Annotated in this window: 18 protein-coding genes and 1 other RNA gene; 12 read left to right on the top strand and 7 right to left on the bottom strand. The window is 58.2% G+C overall.

Annotated features, from left to right (window positions below):
• Window positions 1-47: 47 nt before the first annotated feature.
• Window positions 48-614, bottom strand: a complete 567-nt coding sequence (grpE, locus tag GXB78_RS13855) for a nucleotide exchange factor GrpE (RefSeq protein ID WP_039759570.1) — start codon at window positions 612-614, stop codon at window positions 48-50.
• Between the two features lie 240 nt (window positions 615-854).
• Here grpE and recN point away from each other — a divergent pair, with 240 nt between their 5' ends.
• On the top strand, window positions 855-2,528 hold the full coding sequence (gene recN, locus GXB78_RS13850; RefSeq protein ID WP_329515791.1) for a DNA repair protein RecN: 1,674 nt from the start codon (window positions 855-857) through the stop codon (window positions 2,526-2,528).
• A gap of 76 nt (window positions 2,529-2,604) precedes the next feature.
• Here recN and fur read toward each other — a convergent pair whose 3' ends face one another.
• Entirely contained in the window at window positions 2,605-3,009 is a 405-nt protein-coding gene (gene fur, locus GXB78_RS13845; RefSeq protein ID WP_016771770.1) for a ferric iron uptake transcriptional regulator, read from the bottom strand.
• 97 nt (window positions 3,010-3,106) lie between these two features.
• Between fur and GXB78_RS13840 the strand changes: the two genes are divergently transcribed.
• Entirely contained in the window at window positions 3,107-3,634 is a 528-nt protein-coding gene (locus GXB78_RS13840) for an outer membrane protein assembly factor BamE (protein WP_329515790.1), read from the top strand.
• 61 nt (window positions 3,635-3,695) lie between these two features.
• Here the strand turns inward: GXB78_RS13840 and GXB78_RS13835 are convergent, their stop codons facing one another.
• Genes GXB78_RS13835 through GXB78_RS13825 form a run of 3 tightly spaced genes read right to left on the bottom strand, consistent with a single transcriptional unit; the run spans window position 3,696 to window position 5,848 of the window.
• Window positions 3,696-4,040, bottom strand: coding sequence for an RnfH family protein (locus GXB78_RS13835; RefSeq protein ID WP_329515789.1), 345 nt, complete (start codon window positions 4,038-4,040; stop codon window positions 3,696-3,698).
• Window positions 4,003-4,437: a type II toxin-antitoxin system RatA family toxin gene (locus GXB78_RS13830; protein ID WP_329515788.1), complete on the bottom strand. Its 435-nt coding sequence runs from the start codon at window positions 4,435-4,437 to the stop codon at window positions 4,003-4,005. Before GXB78_RS13830 ends, GXB78_RS13835 begins: the two co-directional genes overlap by 38 nt.
• 7 nt (window positions 4,438-4,444) lie before the next feature.
• Window positions 4,445-5,848: a sodium-dependent transporter gene (locus GXB78_RS13825; protein ID WP_329515787.1), complete on the bottom strand. Its 1,404-nt coding sequence runs from the start codon at window positions 5,846-5,848 to the stop codon at window positions 4,445-4,447.
• A 119-nt stretch (window positions 5,849-5,967) separates the two neighbouring features.
• Between GXB78_RS13825 and smpB the strand changes: the two genes are divergently transcribed.
• Window positions 5,968-6,450: an SsrA-binding protein SmpB gene (gene smpB, locus GXB78_RS13820; protein ID WP_007953781.1), complete on the top strand. Its 483-nt coding sequence runs from the start codon at window positions 5,968-5,970 to the stop codon at window positions 6,448-6,450.
• 149 nt (window positions 6,451-6,599) lie between these two features.
• On the opposite strand, the gene GXB78_RS13815 is transcribed toward smpB, so the two are convergent.
• Window positions 6,600-7,367: a GntR family transcriptional regulator gene (locus GXB78_RS13815; protein WP_110646639.1), complete on the bottom strand. Its 768-nt coding sequence runs from the start codon at window positions 7,365-7,367 to the stop codon at window positions 6,600-6,602.
• Between the two features lie 263 nt (window positions 7,368-7,630).
• Between GXB78_RS13815 and GXB78_RS13810 the strand changes: the two genes are divergently transcribed.
• The 9 genes from GXB78_RS13810 (at window position 7,631) to GXB78_RS13770 (ending at window position 19,101) form a co-directional block, all read left to right on the top strand.
• Window positions 7,631-9,325, top strand: coding sequence for a lactate permease LctP family transporter (locus GXB78_RS13810; protein ID WP_329515786.1), 1,695 nt, complete (start codon window positions 7,631-7,633; stop codon window positions 9,323-9,325).
• A 160-nt stretch (window positions 9,326-9,485) separates the two neighbouring features.
• On the top strand, window positions 9,486-10,310 hold the full coding sequence (locus tag GXB78_RS13805; protein ID WP_329515785.1) for a (Fe-S)-binding protein: 825 nt from the start codon (window positions 9,486-9,488) through the stop codon (window positions 10,308-10,310).
• Complete coding sequence (locus GXB78_RS13800) at window positions 10,307-11,764, top strand: LutB/LldF family L-lactate oxidation iron-sulfur protein (protein WP_329515784.1); 1,458 nt, start codon at window positions 10,307-10,309, stop codon at window positions 11,762-11,764. Before GXB78_RS13805 ends, GXB78_RS13800 begins: the two co-directional genes overlap by 4 nt.
• On the top strand, window positions 11,761-12,432 hold the full coding sequence (locus GXB78_RS13795; RefSeq protein ID WP_329515783.1) for a LutC/YkgG family protein: 672 nt from the start codon (window positions 11,761-11,763) through the stop codon (window positions 12,430-12,432). Before GXB78_RS13800 ends, GXB78_RS13795 begins: the two co-directional genes overlap by 4 nt.
• Entirely contained in the window at window positions 12,429-15,239 is a 2,811-nt protein-coding gene (locus tag GXB78_RS13790) for an FAD-binding and (Fe-S)-binding domain-containing protein (RefSeq protein WP_329515782.1), read from the top strand. Before GXB78_RS13795 ends, GXB78_RS13790 begins: the two co-directional genes overlap by 4 nt.
• Before the next feature lie 129 nt (window positions 15,240-15,368).
• Window positions 15,369-15,647, top strand: a complete 279-nt coding sequence (locus tag GXB78_RS13785) for a hypothetical protein (RefSeq protein ID WP_329515781.1) — start codon at window positions 15,369-15,371, stop codon at window positions 15,645-15,647.
• A gap of 98 nt (window positions 15,648-15,745) precedes the next feature.
• Window positions 15,746-16,134: a transfer-messenger RNA gene (gene ssrA, locus GXB78_RS13780) on the top strand.
• A 675-nt stretch (window positions 16,135-16,809) separates the two neighbouring features.
• Window positions 16,810-17,193 carry a nucleotide pyrophosphohydrolase gene (locus GXB78_RS13775; RefSeq protein ID WP_329515780.1) on the top strand — a complete coding sequence of 128 codons (384 nt, stop codon included), beginning with the start codon at window positions 16,810-16,812 and terminating at the stop codon, window positions 17,191-17,193.
• 24 nt (window positions 17,194-17,217) lie between these two features.
• The gene (locus GXB78_RS13770; RefSeq protein ID WP_329515779.1) at window positions 17,218-19,101 is read left to right on the top strand and encodes a DUF2075 domain-containing protein; all 1,884 of its coding nucleotides are present in this window, start codon (window positions 17,218-17,220) and stop codon (window positions 19,099-19,101) included.
• 260 nt (window positions 19,102-19,361) lie between these two features.
• Here the strand turns inward: GXB78_RS13770 and GXB78_RS13765 are convergent, their stop codons facing one another.
• Window positions 19,362-20,906, bottom strand: coding sequence for an amidase family protein (locus tag GXB78_RS13765; RefSeq protein WP_329515778.1), 1,545 nt, complete (start codon window positions 20,904-20,906; stop codon window positions 19,362-19,364).
• Between the last annotated feature and the right edge of the window lie 10 nt (window positions 20,907-20,916).

Raw genomic sequence — 20,916 nt, 5'->3', positions numbered from 1 at the left:
GTAGCACTTAAACGCTTGACTTCTAAATGGGGGCCTTGCGGCTAATTTCAAGCCTGCTCGTCAATCGAAGGCGAAACCGGTGCCGGCGCCTTGCTGACCACGACCATTGCCGGGCGCAGCAGACGACCATTGAGCTGGTAGCCCTTCTGGAAAACCTTCAGCACGCTGTTCGGCTCGACGTCGGCGCTTTCCTGCATGGCCATCGCCTGATGGTGAACGGCGTTGAACGGTTCGCCATGCGGATCGATCGCTTCAAGCTGGTAGCGCTTGAGGGTGTCGTGGAACATTTTCAGGGTCAGCTCGATGCCTTCGCGCATCGGACGGATGCTTTCGTCGTCCGGGCTCGACAGTTCGAGGCCGCGCTCCAGGCTGTCGACGATCGGCAGCAGGTCGCTGGCAAATTTTTCCAAGGCAAACTTGTGCGCCTTCTCGACGTCCTGCTCGGCACGGCGGCGAACGTTCTGCAGATCGGCAGCAACACGCAGAGACTGATCCTGCGCGGCGGCCAATTGCTCTTCGAGCACTTGCACACGGGTCGCCAGGTCGTCACCCGAACCTTCGGGCGCCTGATTGGCATCTGGGTTTTGCGTATCTACTGTCTGTTCGTCAGCCATAGAATTCTCCTTTCAATTTCGTCCGCGAGTCTGACTCGCGCTTCTGCCCCGATATATGGGGCCGCAAAATCAGGCTTCAAGGGCTGTAATCGATTGCCCCTACAAAAAAGTGCTGAATAGTCATTCTCGAATGCGCTAAGAAAACTTTTCGATCAAGGAAATCGAGCTAAGCGTGGGCATTGTCAGGCCTGAACAAAACACTGTATAAATAACCAGACTTCAAGCCTGGGAGCTGCCTTTATGCTGGTGCACCTGTCCGTACACAACTACGCCATCGTCGAACATCTCGATCTCGAACTTGATCGCGGGATGAGCGTGATCACAGGGGAAACCGGCGCCGGCAAGTCGATCATGCTCGATGCCCTGGGCCTCACTCTGGGCGATCGTGCCGACAGCGGCGTGGTTCGCCCGGGCGCCGATAAGGCCGACATTCTCGCGACGTTCGACCTGGTTGATATCCCCGAAGCCAGCGCCTGGCTGGCCGAGCGCGATCTGGAAAACGACGGGCCGTGCATCCTGCGCCGGGTCATCACCTCGGAAGGTCGTTCGCGCGGCTATATCAACGGCACGCCCTGCCCGCTTGGCGACCTCAAAGCCCTTGGCGAGCTGCTGATCGATATCCACAGCCAGCATGAACACCAGTCGCTGCTGAAAACCGACACCCATCGCCGCCTGCTCGACGAGTACGCTGGCGCGACCGATCTGGCGCGTCAGGTGCAACTTGCCGCGCAGCGCTGGCGCCAGACCCGCCAGGAACTGGAGCGTCTCTCCAACTCCGGCGATGAACAACGCGCACGTCATCAACTGCTCAGCTACCAGCTCGAAGAACTGGAAAACCTCGGGCTCGGGGAAAACGAACTCGAACAGCTGGAGCAGGAACACAAGAACCTGACCAACGCCGAAACCTTGCTGGGCATTTGCCGACAAGTGGTCGAGCAGTGCAGCGAAAGCGATTCCGGCAACGTACTGAATGCGCTGACCGCCAGTCTCAATCGCCTGTCCAGCGTGAACAATTCGGTGGGTGCGCTGGGTGAAGCCAGTAGCCTGCTGACCAGCGCGCAGATTCAGGTAGAAGAAGCGGTCGGCGAGCTCAACCGCTTCCTCGACAACTTCGATGCCGACCCGGCTCGCCTGCAATATCTCGAAGAGCGCCTCGACGCTATCTACACCCTGGCGCGCAAACACCGGATCCAGCCGACCGAAGTCGGCGAGATGCAGCAGAAGCTGCTCGATGAAATCGAAACCCTGAACGCCAACGATGAATCCATCGAGCGCCTTGGTGAAGAACTGGCGTCCTACGCCCGCCACTATCAAGAGAAAGCCCGCGAACTCAGTGATCTTCGTCACCAGGCAGCCGGCAGCCTCGCCAGCGCGGTAGAACAGGAAATCCAGCGCCTGGGCATGCCCGGCGGCCGCTTCACCATTGAACTGAAAGCCAACAGCAGCGACGAGTTGCTGCCGAACGGGCTTGAACAGGTCGAACTGCTGGTCAGCGCCAACCCCGGCCAACCGCTCAAGGCACTGGCCAAAGTCGCCTCCGGCGGTGAGCTGTCACGGATCAGTCTGGCGATTCAGGTAATCACCGCTCAGACATCCCGCGTGCCAACGCTGGTATTCGACGAAGTGGACGTAGGTATCGGCGGCCCGACTGCCGAGATCGTAGGGCAGCTACTGCGGCGCCTCGGTGATCGCGGCCAGGTCTTGACCGTGACCCACTTGCCGCAAGTGGCGGCGCAGGGTCATCAGCATCTGTTCGTGCACAAGGTTCGCGACGAGAAGGCGACTCACACCGCTGTCGCCAAGCTGACAAAGAACGAGCGCATCGAAGAAGTCGCGCGCATGCTCGGTGGCATCGATCTGACCAAGGAATCCCTGGCTCACGCGAAAAAAATGGTGGTGACCGCCAAAGCCTGACAAACGGTAGAAAGCACGAAGGCGACCCTTGGGTCGCCTTCGTTCGTTTCGCGAATGTGAAATTCGCGCGACATGCTTACTTTTTCTTGCGTACGTACAGTACGAGATTGTGATCAACCATCTCGAAGCCATGCTTCTCGACGATCGATTTCTGAAGTTTTTCGATTTCTTCGTCGAAGAATTCGATCACTTCACCCGACTCCACGTTGACCATATGGTCGTGGTGGCCACCGTCAGCCAGTTCGAAGACCGCGTGGCCGCCGTCGAAGTTGTGGCGGACCACGAGGCCGGCCGCTTCGAACTGAGTCAGTACACGGTAAACCGTGGCCAGACCGACGTCCTCACCAGCTTCCATCAACGCCTTGTAGACGTCCTCGGCACTCATGTGGCGCTGCTCGGTGGAGTCGAGCATTTGCAGGATCTTGACCCGTGGCAGGGTCACTTTGAGGCCGGCTTTGCGTAGTTCGCTATTTTCAACCATGGTCAGCTTTCTCGCGATGCTGCTTCGCAGCTTCTCTTAATGCGGGTATGATCGGCGTTTACGTTGTCCCAGCCAAGATAGTGGAAGTCGCCCACCGATGCAAAACACCAAGCTCTTGCTAACCAGTTTCACCTTTGTGGGACTGCTCGCACTCGCCGGTTGTTCATTCCCCGGGGTTTACAAAATCGACATCCAGCAGGGCAATGTCGTCACGCAGGACATGATAGACCAGTTACGCCCGGGAATGACCCGGCCGCAAGTACGGTTTATCATGGGCAACCCTCTGCTTGCCGACACGTTCCATGCCGATCGCTGGGATTATCTGTACAGCCTGCAACCGGGTGGCGGTGAACGCCAGCAGGAACGAATCAGCGTTATCTTCAATTCCAACGACCAGCTTGTCAGCCTGTCCGGTGACTTCATGCCGGGCGTGAGCCGTGACGAAGCCATTCTCGGCAAGGACAGCGGCACGAACGTGACCGCGCCTGCTGAAAACGTCGAGAAGCCAGAAGCTGAAAAGCCGGCCAAGCCAGGCTCCTTGCTGGATCAGATCCAGAAGGATGTCGATGGTGTGGAAACCGTACCGGTTCCGACACCAGAACCGCTGGACACCTCGCCGCAGTAATACGCGAGGCAATAAAAAACCCGGAGATTCCGGGTTTTTTATTGCCTGCCGTTTGGCTTGATCAGGAATTGCGCGCCTTGGCCTCGGCAGCCTTGGCCGCACGCAGGCGCCGAACCTCTTTGGGATCTGCCAGCAGCGGCCGGTAAATTTCGATGCGATCGCCGGCCTGAACAGCACGCGCATCCGCGTCAGTCACGACCTTGCCAAAAATCCCCAGCGGACATTCCGCCAGATTCAGCTCAGGAAACTCAGCCGCGATGCCCGATTCGTCCACCGCCGCCCGAACGCTAACGCCATCTGCGACGCTGACCGCACGCAAAACCTGCCGATCAACCGCCGCGTAAACAACTTCTATGTCGATCACCGGCTCAACCGTGCATCTGCTTGGCGCGCTGGCAGAAAGCATCCACCAGCTGATTGGCCGCCTGATTGAACAACGGGCCCAACGTAGCGCGCACCAGAGGCCCGGCGTAATCGAACGACAGATCCAGACTGATCTTGCAGGCCTTTTCGTTCAGCGCCTTGAATACCCAGATGCCGTGCAACTGAGTGAACGGACCTTCTTCAAGATTCATCTCGATCGACTGCCCCGGCACCAGCGTATTGCGCGTGACGAAATGCTGACTGAGGCCGCCCTTGGCCACGCCGACACTGGCGCGCATGTGGTCCGGGGAGCTTTCCAGTACTTCGGCCTCTGAGCACCACGGCAGAAACTCCGGGTACCGCGCGACGTCGTTGACCAGGTCGTAGAGAAATTGCGCCGGGTACGGCAGAAGCGCGGATCGTTGGATATGTGTCGTCATGTAAGCGTTACTTCCAGAGCTGAGCGGCAAAGACTACAAGAATGCCGATAGGCGCCACGTAGCGCATCAAGAACAGGGACAGGGCAAACAGAACCGGGTTACGGATGGACAATTCATCCCGCACCGCTTCACGCCCCATCACCCATCCCGCGAACAGCACGAAACACAAGCCACCGAGGGGCAACATGATCCGCGAGGTGAAGAAATCGATCACGCCGAAGAAGTCGAGACCGCCCTGCGCACCCCATTGGTAGAGGCTGAACGTCCCGCCTTCGTTCACGAAAAACTTGGCTTGCTTCCAGATATTGAAGGAAAAAACCGTGCCCAGACCGACAAACCAGCAGGTGAACGCCAGCCAGAAAGTCACCCAGGCGCGGCTGATTTTCGTGCGCTCAACGAGGTAAGCCACCATCGGCTCGAGCAGGGAAATTGCCGAGCTCCACGCGGCCACCGCGACCAGCACAAAGAACACCACGCCCATCAACTGGCCAAGAAATACGTTACCAAAAGCGAATGGCAGGCTGACGAACATCAGGCCCGGACCTTCGCTCGGGTTCAGGCCCGCGGCGAACACAATCGGAAACAACGCCAGACCGGCGACCAACGATACAAAAGTATCCAGCAGCGCAACACCGACCACCGTGCCCGACAGCGAGGTGTTCTTCGGCATGTAGGCGCCGTAGATCATGATCGAGCCGACGCCAACGCTCAGCGAAAAGAACGCGTGGCCCATCGCTGGCAGCAGGCCGTCGAGGACTTTTTCCGGGTGGAAGTCGAACATGAAATGCACGCCTTCCATGAAATGTCCGGTGGTCATGCTGTAACCCAGCAACACCAACACCATCACGAACAGCAGCGGCATCATGATCCGCAGGCTGCGCTCAAGCCCGGCGACCACACCTTTGGCGATCACATAGGCCGACAGCAGCATAAAAATCGTGTGCCAAAGTGTCAGGCGCCATGGGTTGGAGATGACATTGCCGAAATAGGCGCCGACCTGATCGGCCGTCGCGCCCTGGAAATCGCCCCGACCCATATCGACGATGTAGTCCAGCGACCAGCCGCCGACCACACTATAGAAAGACAGAATCAACAGGGCGGTGATCATCCCGGCAAACGCGCCCCACGACCATTTGGCCGAGTGCCCCGCCTCCAGCGCCAGCACCTTCAAGGCGTTCGCCGGACTTTGCCGGGCGCGCCGGCCGATCAGGGTTTCCGCGAGCATGACCGGGACGCCGATGAGCGCGATGCACGCCAGGAACATCAGCACGAAGGCGCCGCCACCGTAGACCCCGACCATGTAGGGGAACTTCCAGATACTACCCAGTCCCACGGCCGAACCGGTCGCGGCGAGTATGAATACCCAGCGGCTAGCCCAACTGCCGTGGACAGAAACCTTGTCTGTCGACATCGTTTATCACGCCCAAGCGTTAGAAAAAGAGGCCGCATTGTCCGGGATTCACTCAACCTGCTCAAGCACGCAGCAACACCGTAGCCGACAGCCGAACAACTCCATATAATGCCGCCCCTATGGCTAAACAGAAGAAACACCCAACAGGGACCATCGCGCAGAACAAAAAGGCGCGACACGATTACTTCATCGAGCACAAGTTCGAGGCTGGTCTGGTCCTGGCCGGCTGGGAAGTAAAAAGTCTGCGGGCGAGCAAACTACAGCTGGTCGACAGCTACGTGCTGCTCAAGGACGGCGAAGCATGGTTGCTCGGCAGCCACATCACGCCGTTGATGACCGCAAGCACTCACGTCATCGCCGACCCGGTGCGCACACGCAAACTGCTGCTCAACCGCCGCGAGCTGGACAAGCTCGCCGCCGCCGTGCAGCAAAAGGGTTACGCCTGCGTCTGCCTGTCCTGGTACTGGAGCAAGCACATGGTCAAGTGCGAGATCGCTCTGGGCAAGGGCAAGAAGGAATACGACAAGCGTGACACCGAGCGCGAGCGCGACGCCGGTCGTGAGTTGCAGCGAGCGGTGCGCAACAAGGGCAAGGAAGACTGATCCTCGCCCTGAAGCACAACTGTGGCGAGGGAGCTTGCTCCCGTTGAGGCGCGCAGCGGCTCTCGCTTTTTTCAGAGTCGCGGGAGTCGAATGCGCCTGCTGCGCAGTCGAGCGGGAGCAAGCTCCCTCGCCACAATTGATGCGCTATTTCACATCCCCTTGCGCCGCTCCGCCCGAGCCATGCGCTGCACCTCCTGACGCACCTCTTCCAGTACTTCCTGTACATACAGAATATGTCGGCTGGACACCTCGCGCGCCTGCTCGGCACGCCCTTCGATAATCGCCAGATACAATTCGCGATGCTGCGAGATCAGCATGTCGCGGGTTTCCGTGCGCTGTTTGTACATGCCGCCAATGTTGGTCACGACGTTGCGCTTGAGCAGATCGAACAAGCCGCGAATCGTATGCAGCAACACCGCGTTGTGGCTGGCCTCGGCAATCGCCAGATGAAATTTCGCATCCGCCGCGCCCTCTTCCGCGCGGCTGACTTCTTCATGACGCGAGTAGCAATCCTGCAGCTCTTCGAAGGCAGCGGTCAGGCGCTCACGATCTACATCGGTGGCGCGCAATGCGGCGTAATAAGCGCACGACGCCTCCAGGGTGTGCCGAAACTCGAGCAAATCGCGCTGCGCTTCAGGATTGCTTTCAAGCAATTGCAACAGCGGATCGCTGAACGTCGAACCCAGCCCCTCCACCACATAATTGCCGCCGCCTTGGCGGCTGACCAGCAAGCCTTTGGCTGCCAGCTTCTGAATCGCCTCGCGCAACGACGGGCGTGATACGCCAAATTGTTCGGCCAGCGCGCGCTCGGCCGGCAGCCGCTCGCCCGACTTCAGCGTGCCCTCGAGGATCATCCCTTCGAGGCGCTCGACAATATCGTCAGACAAACGGCGCTGACGTATCTGATCAAAGCCCATAACTCATTTCTCCACGATCCCGACCGCTCGCCGGGCTGTCTATTCTGGCCTATCCGCGCGCCGCCGACACCTGCCAGAAACCACTTCGCCGAACCGGGTCAGTTGGCCTCTGCACCGTATCTTCGACGAAAGTTTCAGGGCGGCAAATTGACACACCTACGCCAAGGCTTTTACCCTAGCCAACAGCGCTTGTAAATTGGTCTTACCAATTATCCAAATTCGCTGACAGTGCCTGACCAACAACAATTAGGGGCCACCCCATTATGCAAACCTGGCAACAGCTCTACAGCCCGCTCGGCAGTCTCGGCATCTCCGCACTCGCGGCCGTCATTCCCATCGTGTTCTTCTTTCTCGCGTTGGCGGTGTTCCGCCTCAAAGGCCATGTGGCCGGCAGTATTACCCTCGCGCTTTCGATCGCCGTGGCGATTTTCGCTTTCCAGATGCCTGTGGACATGGCGTTCGCCGCCGCTGGTTATGGCTTCGCTTACGGTCTGTGGCCGATTGCCTGGATCATTGTCGCGGCGGTGTTCCTTTACAAACTGACGGTGAAAAGTGGTCAGTTCGAAGTTATCCGCAGCTCGGTCCTGTCGATCACCGATGACCAGCGCCTGCAGGTGCTGCTGATCGGTTTCTGCTTCGGTGCATTTCTGGAAGGTGCCGCCGGTTTCGGCGCGCCGGTCGCGATTACTGCCGCACTCCTTGTAGGACTGGGCTTCAATCCACTGTACGCCGCCGGCCTGTGCCTGATCGCCAACACCGCTCCGGTGGCATTCGGCGCGCTGGGGATTCCGATCATCGTTGCGGGTCAGGTCACTGGCATTGACGCTTTCAAGATCGGCGCCATGACCGGTCGCCAGTTGCCACTGCTGTCGCTGTTCGTGCCGTTCTGGCTGGTGTTCATGATGGACGGCCTGCGCGGTGTGCGGGAAACCTGGCCAGCCGCGCTGGTGGCAGGGTTGAGTTTCGCCATCACCCAGTACTTCACTTCGAACTTCATCGGCCCGGAACTGCCGGACATCACCTCGGCACTCGCCAGCCTGATTTCCCTGACCCTGTTCCTCAAGGTCTGGCAACCACGCCGCGCCGCCGGCCAGCACATCGTTGGCGCCGTGTCGGCTTCGGTGGTCAGCGCCAGCGTCGGCGGTTTCGGCCAGAAGCGCACCACCGTGGCTTCGCCCTACAGCCTCGGGGAAATTTTCAAGGCGTGGTCGCCGTTCCTGATCCTCACCGTACTGGTGACGATCTGGACGCTTAAGCCTTTCAAAGCGATGTTCGCCGCCGGCGGTTCGATGTACAGCTGGGTGTTCAACTTTGCGATTCCGCACCTTGATCAACTGGTGATCAAGACTGCGCCGATCGTGGCCAACCCGACCGCCATTCCAGCGGTGTTCAAACTCGACCCGATTTCCGCCACCGGCACAGCGATTTTCTTCTCCGCGCTGATTTCGATGCTGGTGCTGAAGATCGACTTCAAAACTGGTCTGACCACTTTGAAAGAGACCTTCTACGAACTGCGTTGGCCAATCCTGTCGATCGGCATGGTGCTGGCGTTCGCCTTCGTCACCAACTACTCCGGCATGTCTTCGACCATGGCGTTGGTACTGGCAGGTACCGGCGCGGCGTTCCCGTTCTTCTCGCCGTTCCTCGGCTGGCTGGGCGTGTTCCTCACCGGTTCGGATACTTCGTCGAACGCGCTGTTCAGTTCGCTGCAAGCGACCACCGCACACCAGATCGGCGTCAACGACACCTTGCTGGTAGCGGCCAACACCAGTGGCGGCGTGACCGGCAAGATGATCTCGCCGCAATCGATCGCCGTGGCCTGCGCCGCAACCGGTCTGGTCGGCAAGGAATCGGATCTGTTCCGCTTCACCCTCAAGCACAGCCTATTCTTTGCAACGATTGTCGGTTTGATCACCCTGGCGCAGGCCTACTGGTTCACCGGCATGCTGGTGCACTAAACCTACAAGACGCCTACAAGAAAGACGGAAATAACCGACGCCGGCCCGTGATCCGGCGTCAGCAATTCACCACCGGGTCTGTAAGGCTGCTGAAAGCAACGCGCTTTATATTCGGCAGCCGCAGCAGACGGATAACCGGGCCCACCCGGAGACACGCCTGATGAGCGAGCTTTTTTACAACGCTGTGCCGAACGCGACCCGCGTGGCACCGCCACTGCCCGAACCTCGGCAATACACCAGCGAAAAACCGTCGCGGGTCTACCTGTTCGGCACGTGCGTGGTCGACCTGTTCTACCCCGAAGCCGGGATGGACGCGATCCATTTGCTGGAGCGCGAAGGGATCCGCGTCGAGTATCCACTGGGGCAGAGTTGCTGCGGCCAACCGGCCTACACCTCGGGTTACACCGAGCAGGCGCGGACGGTAGCGCGCTCGCAATTGGCGCTGTTTGCCGGGGATTATCCGGTGGTGGTGCCGTCGGGTTCCTGCGCCGGCATGCTGCGCGAGCATTACGCCGACTTGTTCAAGGACGAGCCGGAGACGTTGAAACAGGTGCAGGCCCTTGCGGCGCGCACTTATGAACTGGCCGAGTTTCTGCTGTTCGTCTGCAAGGTGCAGCTCAAGGACAGCGGCGCACCGGTGAAAGTCGCGCTGCACACGTCGTGTTCGGCACGCCGCGAAATGAACACCCACCTGCACGGCCGCGAGTTGTTGGCGCAGTTGAGCAATGTGGAACGGGTCAATCACGACCACGAAAGCGAATGCTGTGGCTTTGGTGGGACATTCAGCGTCCGTATGCCAGACATTTCCGGGGCGATGGTGGCTGACAAGACCCGCGCGTTGAAGGAGTCCGGCGCGCACCAGGTACTGAGTGCCGACTGCGGCTGTTTGATGAACATCAACGGCGCGCTGGAGAAACAGCAGGAAGCGTTACGCGGGCAACATCTGGCGAGCTTCCTCTGGCAGCGAACCGGAGGTGCGCAATGAGCACCTCGACGATTATTCCTACGGTCGCCGTAGAAGAAGATTTCCGCACCCGGGCACACAATGCCCTGGGTGATCAGCAGCTGCGGAACAACTTCCGCACTGCCATGGATTCACTGATGACCAAGCGGGCAGCGGCTTTCAGCGATGCCCACGAAAGAGAACACTTGCGCGCACTGGGCAATTCGATCAAGGCCCGCGCGCTGTCCAAATTGCCCGACCTGCTCGAGCAACTGGAACAGAACCTGACCCGCAACGGTGTGACAGTGCATTGGGCGGAAACGGTGGACGAGGCCAATGGCATCGTCTTATCGATCATCCGCGCTCACGAGGCGCGGCAAGTGATCAAGGGCAAATCGATGGTCAGCGAAGAGATGGAGATGAACCATTTCCTCGAGGCTCGGGACATTGAATGTCTGGAGTCCGACATGGGGGAGTACATCGTCCAGCTCGACCACGAGAAGCCTTCACACATCATTATGCCGGCGATCCACAAGAATGCCGGTCAGGTCGCGTCCTTGTTCCACGACAAACTTGGCGTGGAATACACCAAGGACGTTGACCAACTCATTCAGATCGGTCGTAGGGTCCTGCGGCAGAAATTCTTCGAAGCCGACATCGGCGTCTCCGGCGTCAACTTCGCCGTGGCAGAAACCGGCACCCTGCTGCTGGTGGAAAACGAAGGCAACGGGCGCATGACCACCACCGTGCCGCCGGTGCACATCGCCGTGACCGGCATCGAAAAAGTCGTGGAAAACCTGCGCGACGTGGTGCCGCTGCTGTCACTGCTGACGCGCTCGGCGCTGGGCATTCCGATCACCACCTACGTCAACATGATCTCCGGCCCGCGCAAGGAACATGAACTCGACGGCCCGCAGGAAGTGCATTTGGTGCTGCTCGACAACGGTCGCAGCCAGGCCTTCGCCGACAGTGAATTGCGCCAGACGCTCAACTGCATCCGCTGCGGCGCCTGCATGAATCATTGCCCGGTGTACACCCGCGTCGGCGGCCACACCTATGGCGAGGTCTACCCGGGGCCGATCGGCAAAATCATCACCCCACACATGGTCGGCCTGGCGAAAGTCCCGGATCACCCGAGCGCGTCTTCACTGTGCGGCGCCTGCGGTGAAGTCTGCCCGGTGAAAATCCCGATCCCGGCGATCCTGCGCCGTCTGCGCGAAGAAAACGTCAAAGCCCCGGACGCGCCGAATCAGGTGATGCGCGGTCAGGGCAGCAAGTATTCGCGCAAGGAGCGTTTTATCTGGAACGCCTGGGCGAAACTCAACAGCTCGCCAACTCTGTACCGGATCTTTGCTTTTTTCGCCACGCGTCTGCGCGGCCTGACACCCAGCAACATCGGCCCGTGGACGCAAAATCACAGCGCACCAAAACCCGCCGCGCGTTCGTTGCATGACATGGCCCGCGAGCATCTGGGCAAACAGGGAGAGCGTCGATGAGCGCCAAGCAAAATATCCTCGGCAAGCTGCGGAAAAGTCTGACCGGCACCACGCCGATCGCCGACACCTTCGACGTCGATCTGGTCACCCAGCCCTACACCTACAGCGCCGAGCAACGCATCCCGCAGCTGCGCAAACTGATGGAAGCGGTGCACACCGAAATCCACCTGAGCTCGGGCGCCGAGTGGCCGGCATTACTGGCGCAACTGCTGCGCGACCGCCAGCTGCCGAGCCTGCTGATCGCTCCGACTACACCGCACGGGCAACGCATCACACAGCACTGGGCGAACAATCCCGAGCTGCCAGCACTGAAATCCTACGACCGGCCGATGGAAGAGTGGAAAACCGAGCTGTTCAACGACACCCCGGCCAGCCTTACCGGCACCCTCGGCGCGATCGCCGCGACCGGCAGCCTGATCATTTGGCCAACCCGTGAAGAGCCACGCTTGATGAGCCTGGTGCCGCCGGTGCATTTCGCCCTGCTCAAGGCCAGCGAAATCCGCGACAACTTTTATCAGGTGCAACAGGAATTCGAGTGGGCGCAAGGTATGCCGACCAACGCGCTGCTGGTCTCCGGTCCGTCGAAAACCGCCGATATTGAACAGGTGCTGGCGTATGGCGCGCATGGCCCGAAAGATCTGGTCGTGCTGATTCTGGAGGATCAATGAGTCTTCCTGCCGCTTTCCTGCGTGATGCCGAGCAACTGATACCGCCAGAGCGGCGCTTCGACGATCCGCTGTCGACCCTGGCCTTTGGCACCGACGCCAGTTTCTATCGACTGATCCCGAAACTGGTGATCCGCGTCGAATCCGAAGACGAAGTGGTGGCGCTGCTGCAACTGGCCCAACGCGACAAAGTGCCGGTGACCTTCCGCGCCGCCGGCACCAGCCTGTCCGGGCAGGCGATCAGCGACTCGGTGCTGATTGTGCTTGGGGATAACTGGAACGCCCGCGAGATTCGTGGCCAGGGCACGCAAATCCGCCTGCAACCGGGAGTGATCGGCGCGCAAGCCAACGTCTGGCTGGCACCGTTCGGGCGCAAGATTGGCCCGGATCCGGCGTCGATCAACGCCTGCAAAATCGGCGGCATCGTCGCCAACAACGCCAGCGGCATGTGCTGCGGCACTGCGCAAAATACCTATCACACCCTGGCCGGGATTCGTCTGGTGCTGGCCGACGGCACGCGCCTCGACACCGAAGACCCCGTCAGCGTCGCGGCATTTCGTTCAAGCCACGGCGAATTGCTCGAACGCCTGGCGACATTGGGCCGCGAGACCCGCGCCAATGCCGAACTGGCCGCACGAATCCGCCACAAATACCGTCTGAAAAATACTACCGGCCTGTCGCTGAATGCCCTGGTGGATTTCGACGAGCCTGTGGATATCTTGAGCCACCTGCTGGTCGGCTCCGAGGGCACCCTCGGCTTTATCAGCGCGGTGACCTACGACACCGTCATCGATCACCCGAACAAGGCCTCGGCGCTGATCGTGTTCCCCGATGTTGAGACCTGCTGCAACGCGGTCACCGTGCTGAAAAGCCAACCGGTATCCGCGTTGGAGCTGCTTGATCGACGCAGTCTTCGCTCGGTGCAGGACAAAAAGGGCATGCCGGCTTTCGTACAGCTGCTGTCGGAAAATGCCTGCGCGCTGCTCATCGAATCCCGCGCCGCCTCGTCGACATTGCTGCAGGAGCAACTGGCGCAAATCATGGCGTCGCTGCGCGATTTCCCCGTCGAGAAGCAGGTCGATTTCACCGAAGACCCAGTGGAAAACGCCCGACTCTGGGCCATCCGCAAAGACACCTTCCCCGCCGTCGGCGCCGTGCGCAAAACCGGCACCACGGTGATCATCGAAGACGTGACCTTCCCGGTCGAACAACTGGCGATCGGCGTCAATCGCCTGATCGAGCTGTTCGACAAACATGCCTACGACGAAGCGATCCTTTTCGGACATGCACTGGAAGGCAATCTGCACTTCGTCTTCACCCAAGGCTTCAACAGCCCGGAAGAAATCGCACGCTACCAAGCGTTCATGGACGACGTCGCGCAACTGGTGGCAGTGGAATTCGGCGGCTCGCTGAAGGCCGAACACGGCACCGGTCGCAACATGGCGCCGTTCGTCGAACTCGAATGGGGCAGCGACGCCTACCAACTGATGTGGCAGCTCAAACGCCTGCTCGACCCTAACGGTATCCTCAATCCGGACGTGGTGCTCAGCGAAGATCCGCAGATCCACCTCAAGCACCTGAAACCACTGCCGGCGGCGGACGAGATTGTGGATAAGTGCATCGAGTGCGGCTTTTGCGAACCGGTCTGCCCATCCAAAGGCCTGACCCTGAGCCCGCGCCAGCGCATCGTTATATGGCGTGATATCCAGGCGAAAAAACGTGCCGGCGTCGACACCACCGAACTGGAAAAAGCCTTCGACTACCAAGGCATCGACACCTGCGCTGCGACCGGTCTGTGTGCGCAACGCTGCCCTGTAGGGATCAACACCGGCGAGCTGGTGAAAAAACTCCGTGGCCGCCACGCCACGCATCAGAAAACCGCCGACTGGATTGAAGGAAATTTCGCCAAAACCCTGCAAGGCGCGCGCTTCACTCTGCACGTCGCCAACGGCGCGCGGATGATGCTCGGGGCGCCGCGTCTGGCGAAGTTGTCGGCGACGCTGACGCGTTTATCCAAAGGCCAGGTGCCGCTGTGGACCAACGCCATGCCACAACCGGAAAAAGCCATTCGCTTCAGCCCGAGCGTGGCGGACGAGCGCCCGCGCGTGGTCTATCTGGCGGCTTGCGTGTCGCGGGTCATGGGTCCAGCGGCGGGTGATAAAGAACAGATGTCGCTGTACGACAAAACCCGTGGCCTGCTGGAAAAAGCCGGTTACCAGGTAGTCTTCCCCGACAACCAGGACAACCTCTGCTGCGGTCAGCCGTTCGCCTCCAAAGGCTACGCCGAACAGGCCGAGCACAAACGTCAGGAGCTGATCAGTGCCCTGCTCCACGCCAGCCGCGGCGGCCTCGACCCGATCTATTGCGACACCAGCCCGTGTACGTTGCGTCTGGTTCAGGACATCGGCGAAACGCGACTGGATCTGTACGATCCGGTGCGCTTTATCCGTACGCATCTGCTGGATCGTCTGGACTTCACACCCCAGGAAGCGCCGATTGCCGTCCACGTGACCTGCAGCACCCAGCACCTGGGCGAAAGCCAGGCGCTGATCGATCTGGCGCGCAAATGCAGCAACACCGTGGTGATTCCCGAAGGCATACATTGCTGCGGATTCGCCGGCGACAAAGGCTTCACCACACCGGAGCTGAACAGCCATTCACTGCGTACGCTCAAGGACGCCGTGCAGCACTGCAGCGAGGGGATTTCCACCAGCCGCACCTGCGAAATCGGCCTGACCCAACATGGTGGCATCGACTACCACGGTCTGGTGTATCTGGTGGATCGGGTGACGCAGGCAAAAGTCGTCTGAAGAAAAATAGAACTCTTGAGCGAAGCGGCAATCCACAGAACAGGCCCCGACAAATCGGGGCTTTTCCTCCATTCGGTGGCTCGCGCAGCGGTCAGCGAAGCCTGGATCCCTCAGTTCAAGGAGATACACATGAAGCGTTCTGTACTGTTAGGTCTGTTCGTTACTGCCTCGATGATGGCGTCCACTTCGTTCGCCGCAGACAAGCCTGCCGATCTGTGCGATGCCAATGTCAAAACCATCGAGAACATGAAGGGTCAGCTGTCAGCGAAGCCAGAGCTGAGCCAAAAGGCTGATGCCACTCTGACGAGAGCACACGACCTGAAGTCCAAAGGCCAAATCGACAATTGCGTTGCGGAAACCCAGCAGACCATTCTGGAACTTCAAAAAGCCACAGGCACCAACAACTGATCCATGCTGACGGGCCAATCTGCGGGTTGGCCTCGTCGGCAGATTGACGTACACTGTGCACGCTTGTTGCCCGATCAGATTCACCGGGCAATGAGTTCGGGGCCGTTTAGGATTCGACGCCGGTTGCGAAACTCTAGGTGCATGCCGACTTGGTAACAGAAGTCGTAAATCCACTGTTGCAACTACTTATAGTTGCCAATGACGACCAATACGGTGTTGCTCTCGCTGCTTAATTGCAGCTGACAATGCTCCTGGTACCTTCGGGTCCAGCAATCATCAGGGGATGTCTGTAAACCCGAAATGATTGTCATATAGAACAGAATCGCCGTGCAGTACGTTGTGGACGAAGCGGCTAAAACTTACACAACTCGCCCAAAGCACCCTGCCCGTCGGGTCGCTGAGGGTTAACTTAATAGACACGGCTACGCATGTAGTACCGACAGCGGAGTACTGGCGGACGGGGGTTCAAATCCCCCCGGCTCCACCACTTCATCATCTAAAGACGTCCACGGACGTCTTTTTTTGTGCCTGAAAATCAATAGCACATGGGTTTGATCCGTTCGTGGCTTCCTTGAAAGGATTTTTTTGAGTTCTTTCAGATTTTGACTTTCGACAGATTCTGAATTACTCACGCTACTTCTTGAGAGCCGAGCTCAGTGGAATGTCTATCTTTCCGCTGACCTTTCTACGATGGCGGCTTGAGGAAAGCAGCCCTGCGTTCAATTCACCGACCGCGACGAACCGCGTTCCGTCTAGTAAGCAACGGATCGCCGTTGTGGAACTCGAGTACCCCAGATGTTGTAAACGGGGAGCTTATTAATAGAAGCTTCACAATAGACGCCAAGCGGGTAGAAACCATTCACTTCTCGGACGATCGTCGTCGCGTGCTTTGAACGCAGAAAAAACCTTTTCATTCCAGTCTACGCCAAGATTACCGGCGCAACATCACGCGACAGATACCGCTTTCCTTTTCTAGACGACTCGATCAGCAGGTCCGCTTCGCCACGCTCATAGAACATATCGAGCGCAAGCAGGAGTGAATCAGCAGAAAAGTGCTGGAAGCAAATAACAAAAAATCCTACGCAATCAGCGAAAACTCTTACAATCCAGCTCCAGATTTCATACGGCCGTTTTCGTCCTTACAGACACAAGAGATAGCCCCGTGAGCGACTCAGACATCTCATCCGCGCCACTCGTCGACGTAAGTACGCTGGCCGCGTCCCTTCAGCGTTTCGCAGATGATCGCGACTGGCAGCAGTTCCACTCCCCCAAGAATCTCATCTTGGCTCTCACCGGTGAGGTAGGGGAGCTGTGCGAGATCTTCCAGTGGATGAGCGATGCCGATTCGCTTTCTGCAGCAGCAGACCCCGAGATCGGCCAAGCCGTCCGGGACGAACTGGCGGACGTGCTGATGTACTTGGTTCGCCTCAGCAGCGTACTCGGCGTTGACCTCAACGAAGCGGCTACACGGAAACTCGCCTCGAACGGCCAGAAATATCCCGTGGATAAAGCCAAAAGCAACAGCAAAAAGTACGACCGACTCTGACCTATCCGAATCTAAGGACGACCCGTGATCGTTTACGCTGCGACCAAACAGCAATTTCTTAAAGACAACGATAACGACGACATTGAGGAGGTGATCCTCAGGCATTACAAGGATGCTACTGGCAAGAACGTCGGCACTTCGGAAATCAGGTCGTGGCAAGGCTCCCTGACATACATGGCCAAGGTTCTTAGAGATGAAGGCCTGCCCTGCGATGCAGGCTTGGCAATCGAACTGCATATTCCGCAGTCGTCGAAGCGAATTGATTTTCTACTCACCGGTCGCGACGAGAGCCAGGCAAAAAAAGCCGTATTGATCGAGTTGAAGCAATGGAGCAAGGCCAGCGCAACTCCCAAGGATGCCATCGTCAAAACTGCATTGGGTGGCGGGCTCGTTGAAACCATTCACCCGTCTTACCAAGTATGGTCATACGCAGCGTTGCTGGAAGGCTTCAACGAGGCCGTGTATGACAAAAGCATCGAGATCCGTCCGTGTGCCTACCTTCACAACTACGTCAGCGACGGCATCATAGACTCGGCTCACTACGACCCTCACATCAGTAAAGCTCCACTGTTCCTGAAAGGTCCGGAAGAACTTGGCAAGCTCCGAAGCTTCCTGAAGACGCATATTGTTCACGGCGACAATAAAGAGATTCTGTACGAACTGTCGGATGGAAAAATCCGCCCCTCCAAAGCGCTGGCGGAAGCGTTAAGCGGACTGATGAAGGGCAAACCAGAATTCATATTGATTGACGATCAGAAAGCAATTTTCGAGTCAGCACTCGCTGCGGCAAGCGAAGCTTCGGACCAAGCGCCAAAAGTGCTGATTATTGAGGGAGGACCAGGTACCGGGAAAACTGTTCTGGCTATCAATCTGCTGGTGAAGCTCACCGAACTGAAGTTGTTGAGCAAATATGTCTCCAAGAATGCCGCCCCACGCAAGGTCTACGAAAGCAAACTGGTTGGCACAATAAAACGCAGCCATTTCTCGAATTTCTTTTCAGGCTCCGGGGCGTTCATTGACACTGAGCCCAATACATTCGATGCGCTTATCGTGGACGAAGCTCATCGGCTGAATGAGAAAAGCGGGCTTTATGGGAATCTTGGCGAGAACCAGATCAAGGAGCTGATCGAATCAGCGAAATGCTCAATTTTCTTCATTGATGAAGACCAGCGTGTGACCCTGAGCGACATCGGCAGCAAGCAGGCTATACGCGCCTATGCCAAAGCCAAGGGTGCTGTGGTCGAGGAATATGTGCTGTCTTCACAGTTTCGCTGCAGTGGTTCTAACGGTTACATGGCATGGCTGGATGACGTACTAGGCATTCGCTCGACAGCAAATCCGACGCTCAGCACCTCGGAGTACGAGTTCAAGGTATTCGACTCACCTCAGGCGCTGCATGCCGCCATTGACGAGAAAAACCATGGAAACAAGGCTCGTGTGGTCGCGGGCTATTGCTGGCCTTGGTTGAGTAAGAAAGACTCCACCGCAGCAGATATCGTCATTGGTGACTACAAGCGCCAATGGAACCTGGATCAGGATGGCAGCCTGTGGATCATCGCTGAAAACTCCATCGAGCAGGTTGGCTGCATTCATACCTGCCAAGGTCTGGAAGTCGACTATATCGGAGTGATCATCGGACCAGACCTAGTCGTACGTGACGGCAACGTAGTGACATCCCCGGATGAGCGCGACAAGCACGATAAATCAATTCGTGGCTGGAAAAAAATGATGAAGGAGCAGCCTTCCCTAGCAAAAAAAGAAACAGACTTGATCATCAAAAATACCTACCGAACCCTGATGACGCGCGGGATGAAGGGTTGCTACCTGTACTGCACCGACAAAGAGACTGCGCACTACTTTCAGAGTCGCCTGAATAACACAACAAACACTGACATCGCCTTCGACTAAGGGGCGACTTTACCTTTGGGCAGGTAAGGGCCTATGAGCAGGTGCCGATCAGCTGTATTTCCCCACTAACGATGGCTGACGTTCTTACGACTTTTGTTTGATAGAACCGACCCCAAATGCTTGAGTGGGTCGGAGCTCAACAGACGCTTGTCCATCTGCAGACAATGGCAGTCAGATACTGGTTTCAGCCAGACTAGATCTTCAAGAAACTGCTTCCTTACCACCTCGATACAGCTCAATCGCCGGGCCGCCCCCACAACTCACCGCCCAAAAAACGCATACCCAAACCCCAAAACCTTCGCGTCATCCCCTTCCCCACCCAAAAACGAAACCCCCACCGGCAAATCCCCCTTGATCACCCCCGCCGGAACACTGACCTCAGGAAACCCCGTCGCAGACGCAATATACGACGACGCATAAGTATCCCCAGCCCCACACACATAACTCTCATCCGTAACCCCATGCACCACCGAAGCCGGGCAATTGATTGTCGCGAAGAAAAGACTGTCCACCCCGCTCCCGTTCATGATGTCCGTCAGTTGCGCGCGCAGCTGCGGAATCTTTCTCGAGAGGATGGAGATATACAGCGGCGAATCGGTACTCGCCGTTTTCGATACGGCTTCAAGTTCGGCCAAGCGCGCCGGGTTCATGCCATGCGCTCCATTTTCAGCCTGATTCTGTTTTGCCAGATCGAGAAATTGCGCAAGGGTTCGCGGTTGCCCTAGACCGAGGCTGGACAGATACCGTTCAAATTGCGGTTTGAATTCGCCCTCGCCAACTGGCCCCAACACATCGGTCCATAGCGTTTCAAAAGCCTTGGGAAGAACGATGGAGACAACATGCGCGCCGCGTTTGCGAAGGGTCTCCTGGGCTGCCTCGAACACCGCATCCACCTCTGAATTGGCGCCTTTGAAGTTGCTGACCACGCCGATGGTTTTGCCTTGCAGCGTCGCGCGGCTGAGCGTGGGTTGGAACTGAATGTTGTCTGCGGGTAAATCAAGGGTCGCCGCGTCGCTTTTGTCCTGGCCCTTGATCGCATCGAGCACGATGGCTTGGTCCATCACGCTGTTGGTGATCACGCCAGCAGTATCGAACGTGAGCGACAGCGGGATGATGCCGCTGCGGCTGATCAAACCCTGCGAAGGTCGGAAACCCACGGTGCCAGTGACGCTGGCCGGGGCGCGGATTGAGCCGCTGGTGTCCGACCCTAGTGCAAACGGTGCAAATCCTGCAGCCACGGCGGCGGCTGAACCGCTGCTTGAGCCGGAAGCATCACGTTTGGTGTTTCTTGGATTCAGTGTCTGGCCGCCGAACGAGCTGTAGCCAAACCAGCCAAAGGACGCGGCGAGTTCCGACAGGTTAGCCTTGCCGAGAAGAATCGCTTGCTCGTCGAGCAGCTTCTTCACGGTGAAGGCATCCTGGCTCGGCACCGACGAGCGCAGTACGTAAGAGCCACCGCTGGTAACCATGCCAGCGGTGTCGAAGTTATCCTTTACGACAAAGGGAATGCCGGCCAGCGGTGCGTATTTGGCGTTGGTTTTTTTCTCTCGCTGAGCATCCCACTTCCGGGCTTGTTCGATCGCCTGTTCGTTGATGGTCACCAGCGCGTTGATGTTCTGGCCCTGGTGATTGTTCGCCTGAATGTTTTCCAGATAATGCCGGACGAGTTGCTCAGAAGTAAGTTCGCCGCTATCCAGTGCATGACGCATATCGGCGAGGGTCATACGGTCGATACCGTCATCCGCCTGAACACTTGCCGCCACTAACAAAAACGAGCACGCCACGAACTTTTTATTCAACCGCATGGGTGATTCT

It is taken from the genome of Pseudomonas moraviensis subsp. stanleyae (assembly GCF_036283065.1).
Taxonomy (GTDB): domain Bacteria; phylum Pseudomonadota; class Gammaproteobacteria; order Pseudomonadales; family Pseudomonadaceae; genus Aquipseudomonas; species Aquipseudomonas stanleyae.
Note: the sequence above shows the minus strand (reverse complement) of the source record. Positions and strands in the feature narration are given on the sequence as shown.